Consider the following 19,972-nt stretch of genomic DNA (forward strand, 5'->3'; position numbering starts at 1 on the left):
CCGCACGCGCAGGGCTGCATCACCCGGGAGCATTCCATGTCCATGACCACCGACCAGGCGGGCGCCTTCGTCACCGCCGCGCTGTCGAAGATCTCCGAACTGTTCTATGCCGGCGCCACCCCAACTGCCTTCGATATGCCGATGGTGGGCAAGGTCATCACCGAGGAGGGTGAGCAGCCCAATGGCAACCTGACCCCGATCGACGAAGAGATGGGTCTGGTGGTCAGCAAGGGCCTGCTGGCGCTGCACGACGATCTCACCATCAAGTTCGCCCTCGGCCATGAGCTCGGGCATGGCACTAGCCTGCATATCCTCAGCCAGGTGGGATTGGAAGGCATCAGCGGGCAGGCCACCGAGGTGATCGCCGATCTGAGCGCGGCCTATATCCTCGTGCAGCTCGGCAGCACCTGGGACGCGGTGATCGGATCGATCAGCACCTGGCGCGACACGGATATATTCGATGCCCATGCCAGCGGCCACCATCCGCCGGGCGACGAGCGCGTCGCCCATGTGCGGGCGCTGCAGGGTCTGATCGGGAAGAAAGTGGCGTTCAAGGATGCCGCTTACCAGATCTGCAACCCGCTGCCGCGTTCCTGAGAACAGCGCGGTGCGCAGGGAGAACAGGACACCGATGCGCTGAAGCCAGGTCGCAGGGATCGCGATCCGTATCGCGCATGGCGGGTCGCCGCTATCATTCCCCCTCGCAAGGAATGCTCCGGGGGAATGATGTAGTGGACACCAAGGCACCACCACGCGCTGCAATGGAACACCTGTACTTCGGCACCGCCCTCGCACTCGTGCTGCATCAGATCGATGCCGCGTTCTGGCACGAATGGGACATGTTCGCCGTCCCCGGCGGCATCCAGGGCTTTCTGGTGTTCAATCTCGTCGCGGTCGGTGCCGTGCTGTGGGGCTACCGCAGCGTGACACTCGGCCTGCGCTCCGCGCGACGGTGGTCAATGGGCTGCGGTGCGCTTGGCATTGGCACGGCGGCACTGCACACCGCGTTTGCCGTGGCCGGGCATCCGGCGTTCGGCCTGCCGCTGTCGATGCTGACATTGCTGCTGTGTTTTGCGCTGGGGGTGGCGCTGGTGGCCGTGGCGTACCGCCGCACGGGTCGTGATCACTCCAGTGGCAGGCGGTCCGACGCCACCGGCCGCCCAAGCAGCCAACCCTGACCGATCCCACCCGGCACCAGCGACAGCATGTGCGATGCCTGCTCCTCGGTCTCGACTCCTTCAACGATCAGGTCCAGATCCAGGGCGGCGGCCATCGCCGCGATGGACTGCACCACCTGGGTCACCGCCGAGGCCGTGCCGATCGCCCGGGTGAAGCGGCGGTCCATCTTGATGGCGGTGATCGGCAGTTCGGTCAGATACGCGAAGTTGGAGTAGCCGGTGCCGAAGTCATCCACGTAGAAGCGATACCCGAGTGACTTGAGCTCAAGCATGCAGGCGGCAAGGTCGTGATGGTCGGCCGTCGCCCGTTCGGTCAGCTCCAGCACGATCTGATGCGGGCGCAGGCCCAGCCGGCGCACCTCATCGTGCACATAGCGCCGGAAGTTACGGTCCAGGAGGTCCTGCGAGGTAAGGTTGATGCTCAGGTAGAAGGCGGCGTTGCCGCGCAGCCGCCCGGCCATCTCGCCCAGTGCGATGCGCACCAGCCGCTTGGCCATGCAGGTGCCAAGGCCGTCGCGTTCGGCCAGCGGAACGAACCGGTCAGGCGGAATCTCGCGCCCATCCTCGGTTCGCCACCGCGCCAGTGCCTCCACGCCCAGCAGCTGCCGGTCCGACAGTGCGCGGATCGGCTGATACACCATCGACAGCCCCTGGCCATCGATCGCGCGCCGGAGCTGGGCGAGCAGGGAGCGACGACGCTCCCGATACTCGTGGACCGCCAGCGCGATGCCTGCACCCGCCAGGGCGCCCAGCACTGCAAGCGACAGGGAGAACCACCACGGTTCCACCAGCACGCTCGATCCGGATTTGCGGGCCGACACGCAGATATCGAACGCGGTACTGCAGCGCCACGCCAGACGCGTTGCCCCGACGTCCAGCGCGGACGCCGCCTCACCGACGGTCACGCCCTGCGAGTCGCCAAAGCGCTGGAACAGGTGCTTGCCGTCGCGCGTGGCAACCACCACGCCCATGCCAGCCGGCGCACGGCTGACCCGATCGAATGCAATGGGTGATGTTGTCACCACCACGCCGTCGCGGGCGGCCATATCAGCGGCGATATCGGCACCGAAGACCCCCGGCAACGCGTGCCAGAGGGCGAAACCGCGTACGCGCCGGTCTGGCGGGGGCAACGGCGAGGGCACGGCAAAGACGCCCCAGGAGGCCGTGCAGCGAACCGCGCCGTCCGCCACGCGTCCGACATCGCGCACGTAGTGCGACTGGATCGCCAGTTGCCGGAGATCCGACAGATCCTCCTCGGTGCACGCCGGGCCCGGCAGTGCCGCAGCACGGTCCAGTGCCTTCACCGATGCCGATGCGACCAGCTCTGCATGGTCCAGCACGAGGTCCGCATAGGCATTGAGCGCGCGATCATCGCGCTGCACCACCACCACCTGCGCGCCCACCAGGGTCACCGCCGCCCCGAGCGCGGCGGCACACAGAATGCGACCGATACCGGCACCTGGCGCCAAGCTGCCCCACCGCGAACGCACTGTCTGGCGCATCTGTACTTCCCTGTCTGGATGCCAATCTGCCTCGGATGAGACCGTATCAGTAACCGGTGTCATCTGCGTCGTTCTTATCGGCGACGGCGCCGCTCGCCTTGAGCCCTGCGGGGCATGGCCGCGTGCAGGCTGGACGCGGGAACTCTTCCTGCCTGCGGTGCCGGTCATGCGCCCCGTGGCAAGTCGGTTGTCGGCGGACGGACCGCCGACCGAGCGGCCCCCGCAACGCGCCGGCCATCCGCGTCTTGCGACGCTGCACACGCCAATTGCCGCCGTGAATGTGATGTTATAACATCCCGCCTCTTTCAAAAGGGGGATGTATGCGTCGTCCGGTACTTGCAGTCGCCATTCTTTTATCCATCCACAGCGCCTACGCGGCGGAGGACATCACGCTAGCCACGGTCCGCGTCAACGCCGATGGCCCGTCACGCATCGACAGCATCGTGGTGGTCCAGAACCGCCAGGCGCAGAACCGGACGCTCGGCACTCTGCTTGAGCATGTGTCCGGGGTGCAGAGCAGCGCCTTCGGACCGAACGCGGGCGCTCCGGTAATCCGCAGCCTGAGCGGCAACCGGGTGCAGATACTGGAGGATGGCCAGTCCATCCTCGGCCTGAACGCATTGAGCGGCGACATCAACATTCCCTTCGACCCGCTGTTTGTCCGCAGCGTCACGGTCAACAAGTCATCGGACACCGTCCGTTATGGCGGCAACGCGCTGGGCGGCAGCGTCAACATCGATTCCGGCCTGATCTCCCGGACGATGGAAGACCAGGACCAGGCGATGGAACTGGTACTGCGAAAAGGGTTCAACGCCGCCGACGCCCAGGGCTTCCGCATGAATTTCAACAACCGGCGCAACCTGTCCACGAACCTGCAGATGTCGGTCCAGCGGATCTCGCGCTACGACATTCCGGGCAACAGCAAGGCCGCGGTGTGCGACAGCCAGCTTTTCCCGGCCACAGGCGGGGTCAACAGCGCGCTCGCCGACGCGTGCCAGAAAGAGGCGAGGGTCCAGCAGATCTACAACAAAGCTTCGCAGCCCTACATCGATCAGTTCATGACGGAAAATCCGGACTGGGCCGACGGCGACTTCTCCTTCTACACCAACGCACCCCGTTCGGTGTGGATGGGCAAGACCTATGTCAATCCGGTGAACCCTGCGTATCAGAAGGGCACGCCGTCGTATGTGACAAGCAGGATCAACCGCGATGTGACGCCCAACTACCACGGCACGCTCGGCAACAGCTACGCAAAGAACACGCATCTCGGCGTGGGCTCCACGTACTTCTTCGACCGTGGCCATGTGGGCGTCAGCCTGGATGCCACGGACAGCACCTACGGCGTGCCCGGCTTCTCGATGGAGAACCAGTCCTTCGGGGCGGACGCCACCCGCGACCGTCCGGTAGGCGTCAAGCTCACGCAGGACAAAGTGGCGATCGAAGGCCGGCTGCTGGACCCGCTGCCCTTCCTCGACAGCGCCGAGCTGCGGGCCTCCCGGTTAAGCAATACGTCGGGCGAGTACCTGGGCACCTCCAAGGCCAATGCGTACCGATTCGACACCACCCAGTCCGAACTGCTGCTGGCGCAGCGGCCACGTGGGCCGCTCAGCGGTGTGCTCGGCCTGAGTCATCGCACCCGCGACGTGGACGGCGAGGGCAAAGATCGCTACCTGCCAGACGTCATCACCGACAGCAGCGCGGTATTCGTCAAACAGACCCTGGCGTTCGATCGCGCCACCTTCGATGCCGGATACCGGCACGAACGTGTGGCGCACGACATCAGGGAAAGCCGCTTCACCCCCTCACGCAATTCCCCCAACATGCGACTGGCGGGCCGGTCCTACGCGCTCAACAGCTACAACGTCGGCAGCTATGTGAGGCTTGGCCCTCTCTTCGGTGCCAAGGTCCGCTACGCGTCCTCGCAACGGGCACCCGACATCAACGAGCTGTACGCCAGCAACCGCCACTACTCGATCATGACCCAGGAGGAGGGCAACCAGAACCTCCTGCCGGAACGTGCCCGGACCACCGAACTGACCCTGCTGTTCAACAGCGGTGGGCTGCAGGCCACGGCGACCGCGTATCGGATGAAGGTCGACGACTTCCTCTACCAGGGCTACGCGGGCCTGCAGACCGCCAACCGCTTGCCGCTGAAGTACTGGAAGCAGACCGATACCACCGTCAAAGGGTTCGAAGTGGACCTGGCGCAGTCGCTGGCGCTTGGACGCGCCGGCACGCTCACGCTGGCTGCCTTTGCCGACCTGGTGAAGAACCGGGCCGACCATCCCGACCGTCTGCGCGCACACAACGACGGTGCGTACCTGCCCAACATGCCCACCAACCGCTACGGTGCGAACCTGGCGTGGGAGCGCGAGGGCTGGACCGCGCGGCTGTCCAGTACCTACTACGACACGCAGCGCTACCTGGGCAAGAACGTCAGCCAGGAAGTGCCGCTGGATGCGTTCAACCTGGTGGACCTGCAGCTCAGCCGTGCATTCGCCGTGCGCAACGCGTTCGCGTCATCCGTCGAGGTATTCCTCAATGGCTCCAATCTCCTCAATGAGGATGCGCGTCCACACAATTCACCGCTGAAGTACATCGCCCCGTTGCCCGGCCGTGGGTTCCAGGTCGGGGTAACGGTACGGATGTAGCCTGGATTGCGCCCCCCTGGGGGGGCGCAGCCACGGCGTCTTCGCATCGCCAGGGGTATAGTCGGAGCATCCTCAGCACAGGGATCGACGCGATGCAGAAGGGCTCGGATCTACTGGTCAAGGCGCTCGAGAACGAAGGCGTGGACCGCATCTTTGGCGTGCCGGGTGAGGAGAACCTGGACTTCCTGGAATCGCTGCGCGGCTCGCGCATCGAACTGGTTCTCACACGCCACGAACAGGCGGCCGCGTTCATGGCCGCCACGCATGGCAGGCTCACCGGCCGGCCCGGCGTCTGCCTCGCGACGCTGGGTCCCGGCGCGCTGAACTTCTCGACCGGCGCGGCCTACGCCCACCTCGGCGCGTGGCCTATGATCCTCATCACCGGGCAGAAGGCAGTGATGAGCGCCAAACAGGCGCGGTTCCAGATCGTCGATATCGTGGCGTCGATGAAGCCGCTCACGAAAATGACACGTCAGATCGTCAGCCCGGCCTCCATTCCGGCCACGGTGCGCGATGCGTTCCGCGTGGCGATGGAAGACCGCCCCGGGCCCGTCCACCTGGAACTGCCGGAGGACATCGCCGGTGAGGAAGTGGAGGATGTCGCGGTCATACCGGTGCACCCGCTGGAGCGTCCCATCGCGCCGCCGGCCGCACTCGACCGTGCCGAAGCGGCCATTCTTGCAGCCAGGCGGCCACTGGTGATGATCGGCGCGGCGTGCAGCCGGCCGTGGCTGGCCGAGGCGTTGTCCGCGTTTGTGGCGCGCACGCGCCTGCCGTTCTTCAACACGCAGATGGGCAAGGGCGCCGTCACCGGCGGCTCCAACCTGTACGTGGGAACGGCCGCCCTCTCGGAGGGTGACTATGTGCACGAGGCCATCGCCCGGGCCGACCTGATCATCGCCATCGGCCACGACACCGTCGAAAAGCCGCCGTTCCTGATGAAGAGCAGCGGTGGGCCCAAGGTCATCCATATCAGCTTCCAGTCCGCCACGGTCGAACAGGTCTACCACCCGGATATCGAGGTGCTGGGCGACATCGGCGCCTCGGTCGACGCACTGGCCGGCCGGCTGGAAGGACGCCTGCCCACCGATGAAGGCATGGTCGACCTGCGACAGAAGATCCTCGCCCGTCTCAACGACCGCGCCGAGGAAGATCGCTTCCCGGTCACCCCGCAACGTCTGGTGCATGACGTGCGCCAGTCCATGCCGGACGACGGCATCGTCTGCCTCGACAACGGCATGTACAAGATCTGGTTCGCCCGCAATTACCGCACGCATGTGGCCAACACACTGCTGCTCGACAACGCGCTGGCCACGATGGGCGCCGGCCTGCCGTCGGCCATGATGGCGGCGATGCTGTACCCGCAGCGTCGCGTCATGGCGGTGTGCGGAGACGGCGGGTTCATGATGAATTCGCAGGAGATGGAAACCGCCGTGCGGCTGGGGCTCAACCTGGTGGTGGTGATCCTCAATGACAGCGCTTACGGCATGATCCGCTGGAAGCAGGCGGTGGATGGTTTCGAGGACTTCGGCATGCGGTTTGGCAATCCGGATTTCGTAAAGTACGCCGAAGCCTACGGCGCCAAGGGCTCCCGGGTGACAGCCGTCGACCAGCTGGTGCCGATGATCGAGGCCGCCTTCGTCGGTGGCGGCGTTCACGTGGTGGATTTGCCGATCGACTATTCCGAGAACACCCGCGTACTGGTGGATGAGCTGCGCAATCGCACGCCGGTGGTCGGCTGCGCGTAGGCACGCTCTCCCTTTGGCAAGGAATTCAACATGCTGACCGTCGTACAGGCTTTCGACCGGGCGCCCATCGCAGAGATCGGCGTTGACAGTGCCGCCGCGCTGGAACGCAAGCTCAGCGCCGCCGAGCGGGTGTTCAAGGACCGCGACGGCTGGCTCCACCCTCATCAGCGCGTCGCGATCCTGCGCAGGCTCGCCGCCCTGATGGACGCAAGGCGCGAGCACCTGGCCCTGCAGATCGCCCGCGAGGGTGGCAAGCCGCTGCCGGATGCCATCGTCGAGACCACCCGTGCCATCGACGGCGTTCACAACGCCGCCGACGAACTGCGCAACTTTGCCGGCCGCGAGATCCCGATGGGCCTGTCGGCGGCCGCCGAGAATCGCTGGGCGTTCACCACCCGGGAACCCATCGGCATCGTGGCGGCCATCTCGGCGTTCAATCATCCGCTGAACCTGATCGTCCACCAGGTCGCCCCGGCCATCGCCGTTGGTTGCCCGGTCATCATCAAGCCGGCCTCCTCAACCCCGCTGTCATGCCTGGAGTTCGTGGCGATGGTGCACGAGGCGGGGCTGCCCGAACCGTGGTGCCAGAGTTTTCTGCCGGAAGGCAACGACCTGGCCGAGGCGCTTGCCACAGACAGACGCATTGCCTTCCTGAGCTTCATCGGCTCGGCGAGGGTAGGGTGGTCGCTGCATGCCAAGCTCGCCCACGGCGCACGCGCGGCGCTGGAGCACGGCGGGGTCGCGCCGGCCATTGTCGACCGCAGTGCCGACCTGCCCGGCATCATCGAGCCGATCGTCAAGGGCGGCTACTACCACGCCGGCCAGGTGTGCGTGTCCACGCAGCGCATCTTCGTTCACGACGCCATCGCCGAGGACTTCACCCAGGCCCTGATCGCCCGGGTGGAGCGCCTCCGCACCGGCGACCCGACGCTGCAGACCACCGAGGTGGGCCCGCTGATCCAGCCACGCGAGGCCGACCGCGTGGCTGAATGGATCGACGAAGCGGTGCGCGGCGGCGCGCAGTTGGTTGCTGGCGGGAGGCGGCTCTCCGACACCACACTGCAGCCCACCGTGCTGCTCAATCCGCCCGGCGACGCGCGGATCACCACGCAGGAGGTGTTCGGACCGGTGGTGGCGGTATACCGCTACGCCGGGCTCGACGAGGCGATAGCGCGCGCCAACGCGCTGCCCACCGCGTTCCAGGCCAGCGTGTTCGCGCAGGATATCGATATCGCCCTGCGCGCCGCGAACCGGCTGGACGCCTCGGCCGTGATGATCAACGACCCCACCGCATTCCGCACCGACTGGATGCCCTTCGCGGGCCGCCGCGAGTCGGGCTACGGCACCGGTGGCATTCCGTACACCATGCGGGACATGTCGCAGGAGAAGATGATCCTGATGCGGCGGCGCTGAGCGCTGCCAGTCGCCAACGCTTGCCCGCCTCTCGTCAGTTCCTATGCTCGGTGTGGATACCTGCGGCGTCGACCTCAGCCGGCGTCCGTGGCCGTGCCCACGTCATGCAGGCTGCGCAGCTTCTTCTTGTTGATCTTGCCCACGCTGGTGCGCTCGATGGCGTCAACGAAGCGGACCCGGTCCGGGATCGCGTAGCGGGAGATGTCGCCCGAGCGGCTGCGTGCGGCGACCAGCTCGATGATCTCCGCTTCGCTGACCTCGCTGCCGGCACGCCGGACCACCAGCGGCAAGGGGCGTTCGCCCCATTTCGTGTCGCTGATGCCGATGACGGCCACCTCGCTCACTGCCGGGTGCAGCGCAATGATGTCTTCCAGCGCAAGCGAGGAGATCCACTCGCCACCGGTTTTGATCACATCCTTGATGCGGTCGGCCACGCGCAGGTAGCCGCCCGGATCGATATTGCCGATGTCCCCGGTATGGAGGTAACCGCCTGCCCATAGCGCTGCCGAGGCGTCCGGATTGTGCAGATAGCCCTGCGTGAGCCAGGGCGCACGTACCACCACCTCGCCGGTCGCAATGCCATCGTGGGCAACGTCATGCATGTCTTCGTCGACGATGCGCAGGTCCACCAGCGGCACCGGGATGCCCGCCTTGGTCCGCAGCGAAAGCGCCTCGTCCGCATCGGTCAGGGCATCGACATCGATCTGGGCGAGGGTGAGCAGGGGGCAGGTCTCGGACATGCCGTAGCCGCCGAAAATGTCGATGCCAGCGGCCAGCGCCTGCTGCGCCAGCGCCCGCGGCAGTGCGGCGCCGCCGATGACCACTTTCCAGCGTCGAAGATCGGTCGTCGCGGCAGCGGGGTGGCCCAGCAGCATGTGCAGAATGGTCGGCACACAATGCGAGAACGTGACCTTTTCGCGGGCGATCAATCCCAGCAACCGCTCGGGCAGATAGCGTCCGGGGTACACCTGCTTGATGCCCATCAGCGTGGCCACATAGGGCAGGCCCCATGCGTGGACATGGAACATCGGCGTGATCGGCATGTACACGTCATCGCGGTGCAGGCGCCCCTGGCTGGCGGCACTGCCCAGCGCGGCCATCGCCGCCAGGGAATGCAGCACCAGTTGCCGGTGAGTGAAGTACACGCCTTTGGGCAGGCCGGTGGTGCCGGTCGTATAGAACGTGGTGGCGCGGGTGTTTTCATCGAAGTCCGGGAAGGCGGTGACCGCTGTGGCCTCCCGCAGACCGGCTTCATACTCGGTCACGAAACCCGTTGGCAGCGGGCCATCGCCATCGTCCAGCAGAATCCGCGTGCGCAGGTCCGGCAGCTGTTCCTCGATGCTCTCCAGCATCGGCAGGAACTCACGGTTGACCAGCAGCGCCCGCGCGCCGCTGTGATTGAGCGTATAGGCGATCTGCTCGGGGGCCAGACGGATGTTCACCATCATCAGCACCGCACCGATCATCGGCACGGCGAAGTAGCTTTCCAGATAGCGGTTGCTGTCCCAGTCCATCACCGCCACGGTATCGCCGTGCTTGACTCCCAGCGATGTCAGCAGCCCGGCCAGTTGGCCGATGCGTGCCTGCAGGGTGCGGTAGTCGAAGCGCACCGTGTCGCCGTAGACGATCTCCTGTGCCGGATGGACCGCCAGTGGCGTGTGCAGCAGCTGCCTGATCAGCAGCGGGTAGGCATGGGCGTCGGGGGCATGGGACATGGGATTTTCCTGGAGGGCAACGCGTCAGCGGCTGACGGCCGTGGGGATGGACAGGTGGTCATGCCGCAGTGGCGCTTCGGCCCGAGGCGTCGGTTGGATGAGCGCATCCTGCGGCAGGGCGAGGGCGGCATCTTCAAGGTGATTCCACACCTGGTCCAGCGCGGCGAAGACGTAGGGCAGCAGGGGCACATAGCGCTTCCGGTAGTCCGGGAAGGCCAGCAACGAGTCGAAATGCTGTGCGTGATTCACCCGCCAATAGGCGATCCGGGCCCCGGCGCTGCGGGCAAGCGGAACATAGCGGTCACTGGTCAGGTCGATGGGCACCAGTCCGTCGTCAACGCCGTGGATGACCACGATCGGCAGCCCGCGACGCGGTGCCTTCGCGGCGGCCTCGGCAATGCCGGCACGCACCCGGCGGGCATCGGGGCTGTCGCCCCTGCCAAGCCCGCGCAGACACTCAAGGCCGCGCAACGGCTGCTCTGCCGACGATGCCGCGCTGCCATCCACCAGCACCACGCCGTTGCCCGGCGGGATGCCGCTGCCCTCGCTCCACCAGGTGGCACGCAGGCCGGCGGTTGCCGGGCCGGGCCTGCCGTCCGCGCCGGCAGCCGAGAAGCCGTAGCCGCAGGGATGCGCGCCCACGCTGTAGCGTCCATAGGATGAGGAATAGGTTGCCGCGATGGCACGCCACAGATCGAACCCTGCTGCGAACGCGCCGGCACGCAGGGCGCCGTCGCTCAGGCCCGCCTCGGCAAGCTGCTGCCGCGCCGACCGTGCCTGTGCCGCCGTGTCGTCGCCCTGAACCTCCCCGGCGGCGCGCAACTGTGCGCAGCGCATCGTGCCGGCCTGCGTTGCCTGTGCCTGCGGCGGCGGTTGTGGCAGATCCTCAAGGGCGAGCAGCGCGCACGGCATCAGCAGCGCGGACTGGGTCACGACCTCGTACAGCGGCGGGGCGCCGGCCACCGAGACATTGGGCTCACCGGCCACCATCGCATCAAACGCATCTACGTCGAGCTCCGCTGCCCGCAGCACGGCGCCGCCGCCATTGGACACGCCCACGCCCAGCGTGCGGGTGTTGGCGTTGGTGAAGGGCGCGGCGCGGGGGTAGGCGCGGTCCAGCGCCTGCTGGCCAAACTGCAGCGCCTGCAGCAGATGCCGGCCCCAATCCGCTTCCGGGTTGTCGCCCGAATGCGCGTGCTTGACGGCGATGCCGCGCGTGGCCATTGCATCGGCGGGGACGAATGCCAATGCGCCCTCGGTGGCGGGGGTGCCGTCCGCCTGGACGCCGGCGCGGGCGTCCAGATCGTAGTAGTCGCTGCCGGCACCCTTGTCGGTGTAGGCGACCGCGCACCCGCGCGCCAGTCCCCAGCTCCCGGCCACCGCAACGGCCCCATAGATGCCTCGCGAACCGGAGGAGGCGGCCACCACCAGGCAGCGCCGCGCACCATCGAAGGTGTCGGGCACCTGCACCAGCACGCGATGCGGGTGTCGCGCGCCGGGCACCCGCGCATACGCCGAGAACTCGCGGCCCGGCACCCCCTGCAATGACCCATACACCTCGCCAAAGCCACCGCCGGGGGTGAGGTCGGCGATGCCTCGCCAGCTGCTCCAGATCGCGCGGCGACGGACCTCGTCCGCCGTCGGCTGGGCCGCGGCGGCGAACGGCGGCGCGTTGTTGGAACGCAGGGCGTCGATCCCCAGTCCTGCGGTCAGCAGATCATCACTGCCGCGGTGCAGCGTTTCCCGCCACTGCTCGAACACGGGCGATGCCGCGAGGGGGCGGGGCGGGGCCGCATCGGCAACGGACGCGCAGGCCGACAGCAGCGGCAGCGCGGCGCACAACAGGGACGCAGGACGGAGGTGGCTCATCGCACTACCGTAGCAAGCCCGGCCGGTTCCGCCAGCGTACCTAGGTACCAGTGCCGCGCAGCGGACGATTTGCTAACCTCGGACGGACATGCCGACCCTCCTGATCGCCGATGACCACCCCCTGTTCCGCGCGGCGCTGCACCGCGCGGCAGAGGAGGCGGTGGCCGATCTGCAGATCAGCGAGGCCGATTCACTGCACGGCGTGCTCGAAACGATCGAGGCGCAGCCGATCGACCTGATGCTGCTGGACCTGCACATGCCTGGCAATCACGGCCTCGCCGGATTGGCCACCATCCGTGCACTGCAGCCTGGCCTGGCGATCATCATCGTCTCGGCCAATGAGGAGCCGCACGTGATCCGACGCGCCATCGACCTCGGTGCAGCAGGCTATCTCCCCAAGAGTTCCGGGCTGACCGACCTGCAGGCCGCGTTGCAGACGGTGCTCGATGGCGAGCGCTGGATACCGGCGTTGCTGCGCGAGCCGGTGGCGCGGGTAGCGCCCTTCAGCAGGGACATCGACCTGGCTGCGCGCCTGTCCAGCCTGTCCGCGCATCAGTACAAGGTGTTGAGCCTGGTGGCCGAAGGGCTGCTCAACAAGCAGATCGCCGATCGGCTGGGTGTGCAGTTGCGCACGGTCAAGGCGCATATGACCCGCATCATGGGCCGGCTCGGTGTGCGCAATCGTGCGCAGGCCATCCGCGTTCTGCACGAAATGGGCCTGGCCGATCCGTCCCGGCAGATCGACGAGGCGCAGGACGCCTGATCCACCGCGCGGCAGGTTGCCCGCTCAGGCCTTGGCCGTGGCGGGCGCTGCCAGCAGATGGTTGATCGCCCAGCGCAGCGCCAGAGGCTTGAACGGCTTGTTCAGCAGCGACAGGCCCGCCTCGCGTACGGCATCACGCGTGTCGCTGCCGGTATCGGCACTGAGGATCACCGTCGGCCGCGGCCCATGCACGGCGACCAGCCGCTTCCAGAGCGCGACACCGGTATCGCCCTCGTCTAGGTGGTAGTCGAACAGCCACAGAGCGGCTTCATGTGCCGAGGCATCCAGCGCCCCGGCATCGCGTACCGCGACGACATCGCAGCCCCACGCAAGCAGCATCTGCCGCATCGCGTCCAGCGCGTCGGGATCATTGTCCACCACCAGTACACGGGCGCCCTTGAGCGTGCCGGTGCCACCGGTGGCAACCTCGGCGCGGGGGGCTGCCGGCGGTGCCGCCCGCGCCACGGCAATGGAGAAGGCCGCGCCGCGGTCGAGCACGCTGTGCAGTTCCAGCGGCGCGTGCAGCAGGTCGGCAATCCGGTGCGCGATGGTCAGCCCCAACCCCAGCCCCTGGCCATTGCTGCGGTCGCCACGGTGGAACTCCTCGAACACTACCGCCTGATGCTCCGGCGCGATGCCCGGACCGCTGTCATGCACGCCGATCAGCAGCGTCCGGCCCTGGCGGCGCACGCCCAGCAGCACGCCGCCACGACGGGTGTAGCGGATGGCGTTGGCCAGGAAGTTCTGCAGCACCCGGCGCAGCAGCAGCGGATCGCTGTGCACCCAGGCGCGGGTGCGCACGTAGCGGAACTGCAGGCCGCGCGCGGCGGCCAGCACCGCAAACTCCTGTGCAAGCGGATCCAGGACCGACGACAGCGCGAACGGGCGTGGATCGGCTACCAGCCCGCCCGCTTCCAGCCGCGAAATATCCAGCAGGCCCGACAGCAGATCGTCGGTGGAATCCAGCGCACCCCGGATCTGGCGCAGGAAGCTGTCGAGAAACTCGGAGTGGATGTGCTGGGACATCGCATCGGTCAGCAGCTGCGCCGCATGCAGCGGCTGGATCAGGTCGTGGCCCACCGCCGTCAGGAAGCGGGTTTTGGCCACGTTGGCCCGTTCCGCTTCATGCACGGCTTCCTCCAACCGGGCGGTGCGGTCCTGCACGCGGCGCTCCAGCGTTTCGTTGCTGCGCTTGAGGGCATCTTCGGCGCGGCGGAACGCGGTGACATCGGTGAAGGTAGCCACGTAGCCGCCGCCCGGCATCGGGTTGCCGCGGATTTCGACGATCGTGTTGTCCGGGAAGATGCGCTCGGCCAGGTGCGGGGTGCCGCGTCGCATGTGCGCGACGCGGCGCAGCAGGGCCTTGTCGGGCGTGTCGCCGGGACCCTCACCGATCTTCAGTTGCCCCAGCGCCCATGCCGTGAGGCTGGCCACCGGCTGGCCCACCTGCAGCAGTTCCGGTGGGAACTTGAACAGCGCGGCATAGCGGCTGTTCCAGGCGACCAGCTGGAGCTGGGCATCGACCACGCTGATGCCCTGGCTCATGTTCTCCAACGCGGCTTCCAGCAGGCGCTGGTTGAAGCGCAGCGCCTGGGTGGCTTCGCCTACCGCACGGGTGACAACATCCAGCGGGGCCGCGCCGCCATCGCGTGCCGCCTCCACCAGCAGCCGCGCCATGCCCGCGCCGACCACGGCGGTCAGTTCGCGCTCGATCGCCGTGACGCGGTCGTCATCGAGCATCTGCCCCGCATGCCCGTCCATCAGCTGTCGTGCGCGTTCCTGGCCCAGAAAGCGACCGGCGGTCCTGCGCATCGCGGCCGCCGCCACCGCGTCACGCTGCAGGGGCATCGACGGGCGCACCGCGCGCGACACCAGCACCACCGTCGCCAGATTCACCGCCAGGCTCGCCCCCATGCTGATGGCGATATGGCCCGGCTGCATGCGCAGGGAGAACATCGCCAGCCAGTGCAGCCCGTCGGGGCCGGCTGACGGCGGCGGGGCAGGGATCACCATCGGCAGCAGCACCAGCCACAGCCAGACGACCGAGCCCAGCACGATGCCGGCGATGATGGCCGGGGAGGGCGTGCGCGGGCGGTACACCGCCAGCAGCACCGCCGGTGCCAGCTGCGACAAGGCGGTGAAGGACATCAACCCGAAATCGCTGAGGGCCTCGGTGCCGCTCATCGCGCGGCTGTACAGCCACGACATCAGGAACACCGCCAGGATGCCGGCGCGACGGAACGCCAGCACCCGCGGCCGCAGGTCGGCACCGGTGTCGCCGCGTTCGATACCGCCCAGCAGGCGCGAGCCCACACCGTGGTTGCCCAGCATGATCGACAGCGTCAGGCCGGACAGGATCATCATGCCGGTAGCCGCGCTCAGGCTGCCCAGGTACGCCAGCAGCGCCAGCAGGTGATGGCCGCGCTGCTGCGGGAGGGCCAGCACATACAGGTCCGGCGACATCGTCGCCGGCAGCTGCGCCGCACCGGACAGCGCCATCGGCACCGACGGCAACCCGATCAGCAGCAGGTACAGCGGAAAGAGCCAGCGCGCTGTCTTCAGGTGCGACGACTGGCGCAGTTCCACCACCCCCACATGAAACTGATGCGGCAGGGTGAACGCCGCCATTGCACCAAGCGCCACCATCGTGAGGAAGTCCGGGATGATCGCCGGCGGCGGCAGATGCACCATTCTTTCCAGCAGTGGTGTGCCCGCCTGGTGCACCGAGACAGCGGCATAGAGGCCGATGGCCAGCAGCGCCGCCAGCTTCAGCACCGATTCCAGGCCCAGCGCGACCACGATGCCGCGGTTGTGCTCGGTGGCCGACGCCTTGCGTGCACCAAACAGCATGGTGAACGCCGCCATCGTGAGCGCAAACCAGAACGACATGTCCAGCTGCCAGCCACTCGCCGCGAAATCATCGCCGAGCAGGGCACCGAGACCCTGGCTGACGGCCTTGAGCTGCAGCGCGATGTACGGAATGATGCCGAACAGCGCGACCAGGGTGATGGTGACGCCCAGCCCTTGGTCGGTGCGCAGCCGCGCCACCACCAGGTCGGCGATGGTGGCGCTGTTGTGCTGCTTGGCCAGCCGCCCGAGCCGTGCCAGGAACGGCAGGCCGAAGCCGAAGATCAGCGCCATGCCGATCAGCGTGGGCGGGATCGGAAAGCCCCACTGCACGCCCTGAGACGCCGCGCCGTAGTAGGTCCATGCGGTGCAGTGCACGCCCAGCGACAATGCATAGATGGCCGGCCACACCTTCGTGAGCCGATGCCCCTGGCGCTCTCCCCACAGGGCGACGCCAAACAGCAGCACGGTCCACGCAATGCAGGCGAACAGGACGATGGAGGGCGTCAACATCACTCCAGTGTAGAGAGAACCCCGGCCGGCGTGCAGTAGGCCGGCACCGCGTTGCGGGAGAGGGCGTCGCCGCTAGGGAGCGGCGACGATCAGCGACAGCTGCTCGGCCACCAGGGCCACCGCGCCGCCGGGCATCACCTCCACCGCCTTGTGCTGCGTCAGCAGCCACTGCCCGGGGTGGCGCGCCTCCAGCGACACCAGCCGCGACCGTACCCGCACCTCTGCGCCACTCGGCACCGGCGCAAGGAAGCGCACCGTGTTCAAGCCGTAGTTGAGTACGTGGGCAATGCCGGGGAAGCCCGTCAGCGCCGCCACATCGTCTTCAACGGTCAGCGAAAGCAGCAGGAACCCATGCGCGATCGTCTTGCCCCCCGGCAACCCGGTCTGCGCCCGGGCCGGATCAACATGGATCCAGTTGTGGTCGCCGGTGGCGTCGGCAAACGCGTCGATGCGCGACTGCGCAATGCGCGTAACCCGGCCCAGCCGCTCGCGCTCCGCCCAGTCCCGTAGCGCCTGCAGCGCCACGGGCAATGCCTCGATCGGCGCAGTCGAACTCATCGCACGCGCTCCAGCAGGGCGAGGATCGCGTCGCGCGCCTCCGGTTCGGAGAGGGTGGGCGCGTGCCCTACGTCCCGTACTTCGACCAGCCGGGCAGTTGGCGAGGTTGCCGCCATCTGACGTGCCACCTCGGCGGGCAGAACGTCCGACAACGCCCCGCGTACCACCAGCACCGGCACCCGCGCCGTCAGCCTGCGCACCGCGCGCCACAGCACCGGGCGCAGCAGCCACAGCACCCACGGCCGGGTGGTGCGGATCACCGCCGGGTCGTAGTCCAGTTCCAGCAGACCATCGTCGCGCGGCCGGAAGGTGCGTGTGGCCATCGCCTGCCAGTCATCGGCGGTGAAGCGCGGGAACGCGGCTTTGCCGATGGAGGTCACATAGGCGGTGGCCTGGTCCAGATCCATCGGCGGCACGGGCTTGCCGGCATACGTTCCGATCCGTGCGAGGGCCTCGCGCGGCACCTTGGGGCCTGCATCGTTGAGCACCGCCGCAGCGACCAGACCCGGTGCGCGCGACGCGAGGGTGAGGGTGACCAGCACGCCCAGCGAGGTGCCGACGAACACCGCCTTGTCGATGTGCTGCGCTCGCAGCAGCGCCACCATGTCGTCGGCATAGGCACGCGGGTTGTAGCTGGACGGGTCGGGCGCCCGCGCCGACCCGGCACGCCCGCGCAGGTCAACGGCAAGCACGCGCCACCCGGCGGCAGCCAGTGTTCCGGCAAGGGCATCGAAGTCGGCGGCATTGCGGGTCAACCCGGGAATGCAGACCACCGTGCCACAGGGCGGCTGTCCTGCGGCCGGTGCATGGTCGCGCGCGTGCAGGCGCAGGCCATCGTCGCTGTTCCAGTACAGATCATCATGGGACTGCGTCATGCGGGTGCCTTCTAGAAATCGTAACGGACGCTGAGACTGTACTGGCGCGGCGGGCCATAGAAGCCAATCAGCGTGCCGGCCGCCGGAATGTTGTAGCCGGTGGTGCGGTACGCCTTGTCGGCCAGGTTGTCGCCCTGCAGCGAGAAGGTCCACGCGTCGTCGAGCCGCCAGATCACCCCGGCATTGACCAGGCCGTAGCCCTGCTGACGGATCACCGGACTCAGATCCGTGGTCGGCCATACCTCGCTCTGGTAGCTGTAGCCCACCCGTGCGGACAGGTTGCCTCCCCTGGCCAGGTCGGTGCGGTACTCCACATTCAAGGCACCGGAAACCTTTGGCGCGTTGGTGAACTTCATCTGGTCGGCAACGTTGAGGCCGCGGTCCATGTACTCGTCGTAGCGGGTGTGCAGCCAGGCCAGGTTGCCGGTGACGAGCCAATGCCGGGTCGGCAGGTACTGGTACTCCACTTCCAGGCCGTTGATGGTGCCGGCGCCGGCATTGGTGAAGTCGCCGAAGAAGGCATCGTCCACGCCGTCGCCATTGGTATCGATACCCGTGAACACCGACAGCTGGATGTCCTTGTACTTGTTGTGGAAGGCCGACAGGTTGAGGAACAGGCGCTGGTCGAGGAAGGCCATCTTGCTGCCGACCTCGAGACTGTCCACGGTTTCGTCATCGAATGGCTCGGCGGAGCGGGGCACCGCCACGGCATTGGCGCGGATGTTGTACCCGCCCGACTTGAACCCACGGGTGGCCAGGCCGTACACCATGATGTCCGGGGTGATCTGGTAGTCCAGCGACACCTTGGGCGAGACGTTCCTGAAGCTGGTGGTCTTGTCGAAATCGGCTGCCACCGCCACAGGCCGGGTGAACGTCGCATCGGCATAGAAGCGGTTCAGCACGATCGCGCGCTTGTCCTCGTCGGTGTAGCGCGCGCCGAGGTCGAGCTTGAGCGTACTAGTCAGGTCGAATGTCCAATCGGCATAGAGCGCGATGCTGTCCGTGATCACCTTGCCCCGGGTGTCGGCGAACTGCAGATTGAAGAAGTTGTTGCGGATCTGCCCGCCAGCTTCGCCGCTGAACTGGTACAGACCCACCACGCCGCGCACACGGCCGCCCGCATCGTAGTTGAGCTGCAGCTCGTTGCTGACCTGGTTGTCGGTATAGGTACCGCCGACATCGGCCACCTTGACCGGCGTGCTGTCGAAGTCGATGTTGGCCTCGCTGTCGGATTCGCGCTTGGCCGCCACGTACTTCACCGCCACATCTTCACTGGGCCGCCAGTTCACCGTGGCCGAGGCGCCCTTGGTTTCCACGCTGTTGAGATTGCGCATGCCCGAGCGGATGTCGTAGCGGTCGTCCATCGGCGGATACGCCGGGGTGAACGGGTTGGGCGCCAGCATCTTTGAGCCCCGCATACCGGATTGGTCGTCGATCCAGTCCAGCGCGAACTGCACATCCACATCATCGCCCGCATACGCCCCCAGGTTCAGGCGCGCCGCATTGATCTGCTTGTCGCTGACCGGCTGGCCGTTGAACCTGTTCTCGCCGAAACCATCGTGGTTCAGGCTGGCCACCGCCACGCGCGCGCGCAGGCCGCTGTCGGCACCGCCCAGCGGGCCGCCGATGGCGGCCTTGGCATCGAGCTGGCTGTAGTTGCCCACGGTGATCTGGGCAAACCCTTCGGTCTGGGTAGGCAGGCCGCGCGAGATGTACTTGATCGCACCGCCGATGGTGTTCTTGCCGTACAACGTACCCTGCGGTCCGCGCAGCACCTCGATGCGCGACACGTCGAAGACGTCCAGCAGGGCCCCCTGCGGGCGGGCGATGTAGACGTCGTCCAGATAGATGCCCACACCCGGATCGGCCCCCCAGGTGGGATCGGACTGGCCAACGCCACGGATGTACGCGGTGACCGTGCTGCTCGCGCCGCGCGCCGCGTAGATGGTCAGGTTGGGCACCAGCGCATCCAGATCGCCGATGTCCTGCACGTTCATCCTGTCCAGCGCTTCGGAGGTAAAGGCGGTCACTGCCACCGGCACTTCCTGCAGGGTTTCCTCGCGCTTGCGGGCGGTGACCGTGATGCTGTCCAGATTGGTGGGCGCAACAGACTTGCCTGCCGTCGGTGCGGCCTGTGGCGCCTCCTGGGCCAGTACCGGCCCGGAGGCCAGCAGCGCGCCGATCATAAGACTCAGACAATTCCGTTTCATTCGGTCCTCCCCCAAGGCATGTGCGTCGCAGGTGGCCCTATGCCACCCATGACGCCTAGGCTAAGGGTGCCGCGCTGCGGCCGCGAGTGGACCTAGGTCCAGTCGGCAGCGGCCGTCAGATCCGGATACT

At 67.3% G+C, this 19,972-nt stretch carries 13 protein-coding genes; 6 read left to right on the top strand and 7 right to left on the bottom strand.

What is annotated here, in order from left to right; all coding sequences use genetic code 11:
• The first annotated feature begins 36 nt into the window (after positions 1–36).
• Entirely contained in the window at positions 37–597 is a 561-nt protein-coding gene (locus ACPEH8_RS13750) for a M48 family metalloprotease (RefSeq protein ID WP_026070795.1), read from the top strand.
• Between the two features lie 134 nt (positions 598–731).
• Complete coding sequence (locus ACPEH8_RS13755) at positions 732–1,178, top strand: DUF6713 family protein (RefSeq protein ID WP_262071451.1); 447 nt, start codon at positions 732–734, stop codon at positions 1,176–1,178.
• Here ACPEH8_RS13755 and ACPEH8_RS13760 read toward each other — a convergent pair.
• Complete coding sequence (locus ACPEH8_RS13760; RefSeq protein ID WP_166473028.1) at positions 1,124–2,680, bottom strand: EAL domain-containing protein; 1,557 nt, start codon at positions 2,678–2,680, stop codon at positions 1,124–1,126. The two genes, ACPEH8_RS13755 and ACPEH8_RS13760, sit on opposite strands and share 55 nt — an antisense overlap.
• Positions 2,681–3,000: 320 nt before the next feature.
• On the opposite strand from ACPEH8_RS13760, the gene ACPEH8_RS13765 reads away from it, so the two are divergent.
• The 3 genes from ACPEH8_RS13765 (at position 3,001) to ACPEH8_RS13775 (ending at position 8,492) form a co-directional block, all read left to right on the top strand.
• Positions 3,001–5,331, top strand: a complete 2,331-nt coding sequence (locus ACPEH8_RS13765) for a TonB-dependent receptor (protein WP_423667142.1) — start codon at positions 3,001–3,003, stop codon at positions 5,329–5,331.
• A gap of 92 nt (positions 5,332–5,423) precedes the next feature.
• Complete coding sequence (locus ACPEH8_RS13770) at positions 5,424–7,079, top strand: acetolactate synthase large subunit (RefSeq protein ID WP_423667144.1); 1,656 nt, start codon at positions 5,424–5,426, stop codon at positions 7,077–7,079.
• Positions 7,080–7,109: 30 nt separating this feature from the next.
• On the top strand, positions 7,110–8,492 hold the full coding sequence (locus tag ACPEH8_RS13775) for an aldehyde dehydrogenase family protein (RefSeq protein ID WP_136004793.1): 1,383 nt from the start codon (positions 7,110–7,112) through the stop codon (positions 8,490–8,492).
• A gap of 74 nt (positions 8,493–8,566) precedes the next feature.
• Here ACPEH8_RS13775 and ACPEH8_RS13780 read toward each other — a convergent pair whose 3' ends face one another.
• Entirely contained in the window at positions 8,567–10,207 is a 1,641-nt protein-coding gene (locus ACPEH8_RS13780; protein WP_423667147.1) for a fatty acid--CoA ligase, read from the bottom strand.
• Between the two features lie 24 nt (positions 10,208–10,231).
• Positions 10,232–12,076 carry a 3-hydroxybutyrate oligomer hydrolase family protein gene (locus ACPEH8_RS13785; protein ID WP_423667149.1) on the bottom strand — a complete coding sequence of 615 codons (1,845 nt, stop codon included), beginning with the start codon at positions 12,074–12,076 and terminating at the stop codon, positions 10,232–10,234.
• An 88-nt stretch (positions 12,077–12,164) separates the two neighbouring features.
• Between ACPEH8_RS13785 and ACPEH8_RS13790 the strand changes: the two genes are divergently transcribed.
• Positions 12,165–12,839: a response regulator gene (locus ACPEH8_RS13790; protein WP_423667152.1), complete on the top strand. Its 675-nt coding sequence runs from the start codon at positions 12,165–12,167 to the stop codon at positions 12,837–12,839.
• 24 nt (positions 12,840–12,863) lie between these two features.
• Here the strand turns inward: ACPEH8_RS13790 and ACPEH8_RS13795 are convergent, their stop codons facing one another.
• From ACPEH8_RS13795 to ACPEH8_RS13810, 4 genes are all read right to left on the bottom strand, one after another.
• Positions 12,864–16,199, bottom strand: coding sequence for a hybrid sensor histidine kinase/response regulator (locus ACPEH8_RS13795; RefSeq protein ID WP_287251185.1), 3,336 nt, complete (start codon positions 16,197–16,199; stop codon positions 12,864–12,866).
• 72 nt (positions 16,200–16,271) lie between these two features.
• Positions 16,272–16,757 (bottom strand): MaoC family dehydratase, encoded by a 486-nt coding sequence (locus tag ACPEH8_RS13800; protein WP_423667154.1) that lies wholly within the window; start codon positions 16,755–16,757, stop codon positions 16,272–16,274.
• Positions 16,754–17,632 carry an alpha/beta fold hydrolase gene (locus ACPEH8_RS13805; protein ID WP_423667157.1) on the bottom strand — a complete coding sequence of 293 codons (879 nt, stop codon included), beginning with the start codon at positions 17,630–17,632 and terminating at the stop codon, positions 16,754–16,756. Before ACPEH8_RS13805 ends, ACPEH8_RS13800 begins: the two co-directional genes overlap by 4 nt.
• An 11-nt stretch (positions 17,633–17,643) precedes the next feature.
• Complete coding sequence (locus ACPEH8_RS13810; protein WP_423667160.1) at positions 17,644–19,842, bottom strand: TonB-dependent receptor; 2,199 nt, start codon at positions 19,840–19,842, stop codon at positions 17,644–17,646.
• Between the last annotated feature and the right edge of the window lie 130 nt (positions 19,843–19,972).

The sequence above is a fragment of the Stenotrophomonas sp. NPDC077461 genome, from assembly GCF_049545475.1.
Taxonomy (GTDB): domain Bacteria; phylum Pseudomonadota; class Gammaproteobacteria; order Xanthomonadales; family Xanthomonadaceae; genus Stenotrophomonas; species Stenotrophomonas nematodicola.

Bases quoted from the DNA above. Each gene is read 5' to 3' on its own strand.
- ACPEH8_RS13790 (WP_423667152.1), top strand. From the start codon at position 12,165: ATGCCGACCCTCCTGATCGCCGATGACCACCCCCTGTTCCGCGCGGCG.
- ACPEH8_RS13805 (WP_423667157.1), bottom strand. From the start codon at position 17,632: ATGACGCAGTCCCATGATGATCTGTACTGGAACAGCGACGATGGCCTG.
- ACPEH8_RS13800 (WP_423667154.1), bottom strand. From the start codon at position 16,757: ATGAGTTCGACTGCGCCGATCGAGGCATTGCCCGTGGCGCTGCAGGCG.
- ACPEH8_RS13810 (WP_423667160.1), bottom strand. From the start codon at position 19,842: ATGAAACGGAATTGTCTGAGTCTTATGATCGGCGCGCTGCTGGCCTCC.
- ACPEH8_RS13795 (WP_287251185.1), bottom strand. From the start codon at position 16,199: ATGTTGACGCCCTCCATCGTCCTGTTCGCCTGCATTGCGTGGACCGTG.
- ACPEH8_RS13770 (WP_423667144.1), top strand. From the start codon at position 5,424: ATGCAGAAGGGCTCGGATCTACTGGTCAAGGCGCTCGAGAACGAAGGC.
- ACPEH8_RS13780 (WP_423667147.1), bottom strand. From the start codon at position 10,207: ATGTCCCATGCCCCCGACGCCCATGCCTACCCGCTGCTGATCAGGCAG.
- ACPEH8_RS13785 (WP_423667149.1), bottom strand. From the start codon at position 12,076: ATGAGCCACCTCCGTCCTGCGTCCCTGTTGTGCGCCGCGCTGCCGCTG.
- ACPEH8_RS13775 (WP_136004793.1), top strand. From the start codon at position 7,110: ATGCTGACCGTCGTACAGGCTTTCGACCGGGCGCCCATCGCAGAGATC.
- ACPEH8_RS13750 (WP_026070795.1), top strand. From the start codon at position 37: ATGTCCATGACCACCGACCAGGCGGGCGCCTTCGTCACCGCCGCGCTG.
- ACPEH8_RS13765 (WP_423667142.1), top strand. From the start codon at position 3,001: ATGCGTCGTCCGGTACTTGCAGTCGCCATTCTTTTATCCATCCACAGC.
- ACPEH8_RS13760 (WP_166473028.1), bottom strand. From the start codon at position 2,680: ATGCGCCAGACAGTGCGTTCGCGGTGGGGCAGCTTGGCGCCAGGTGCC.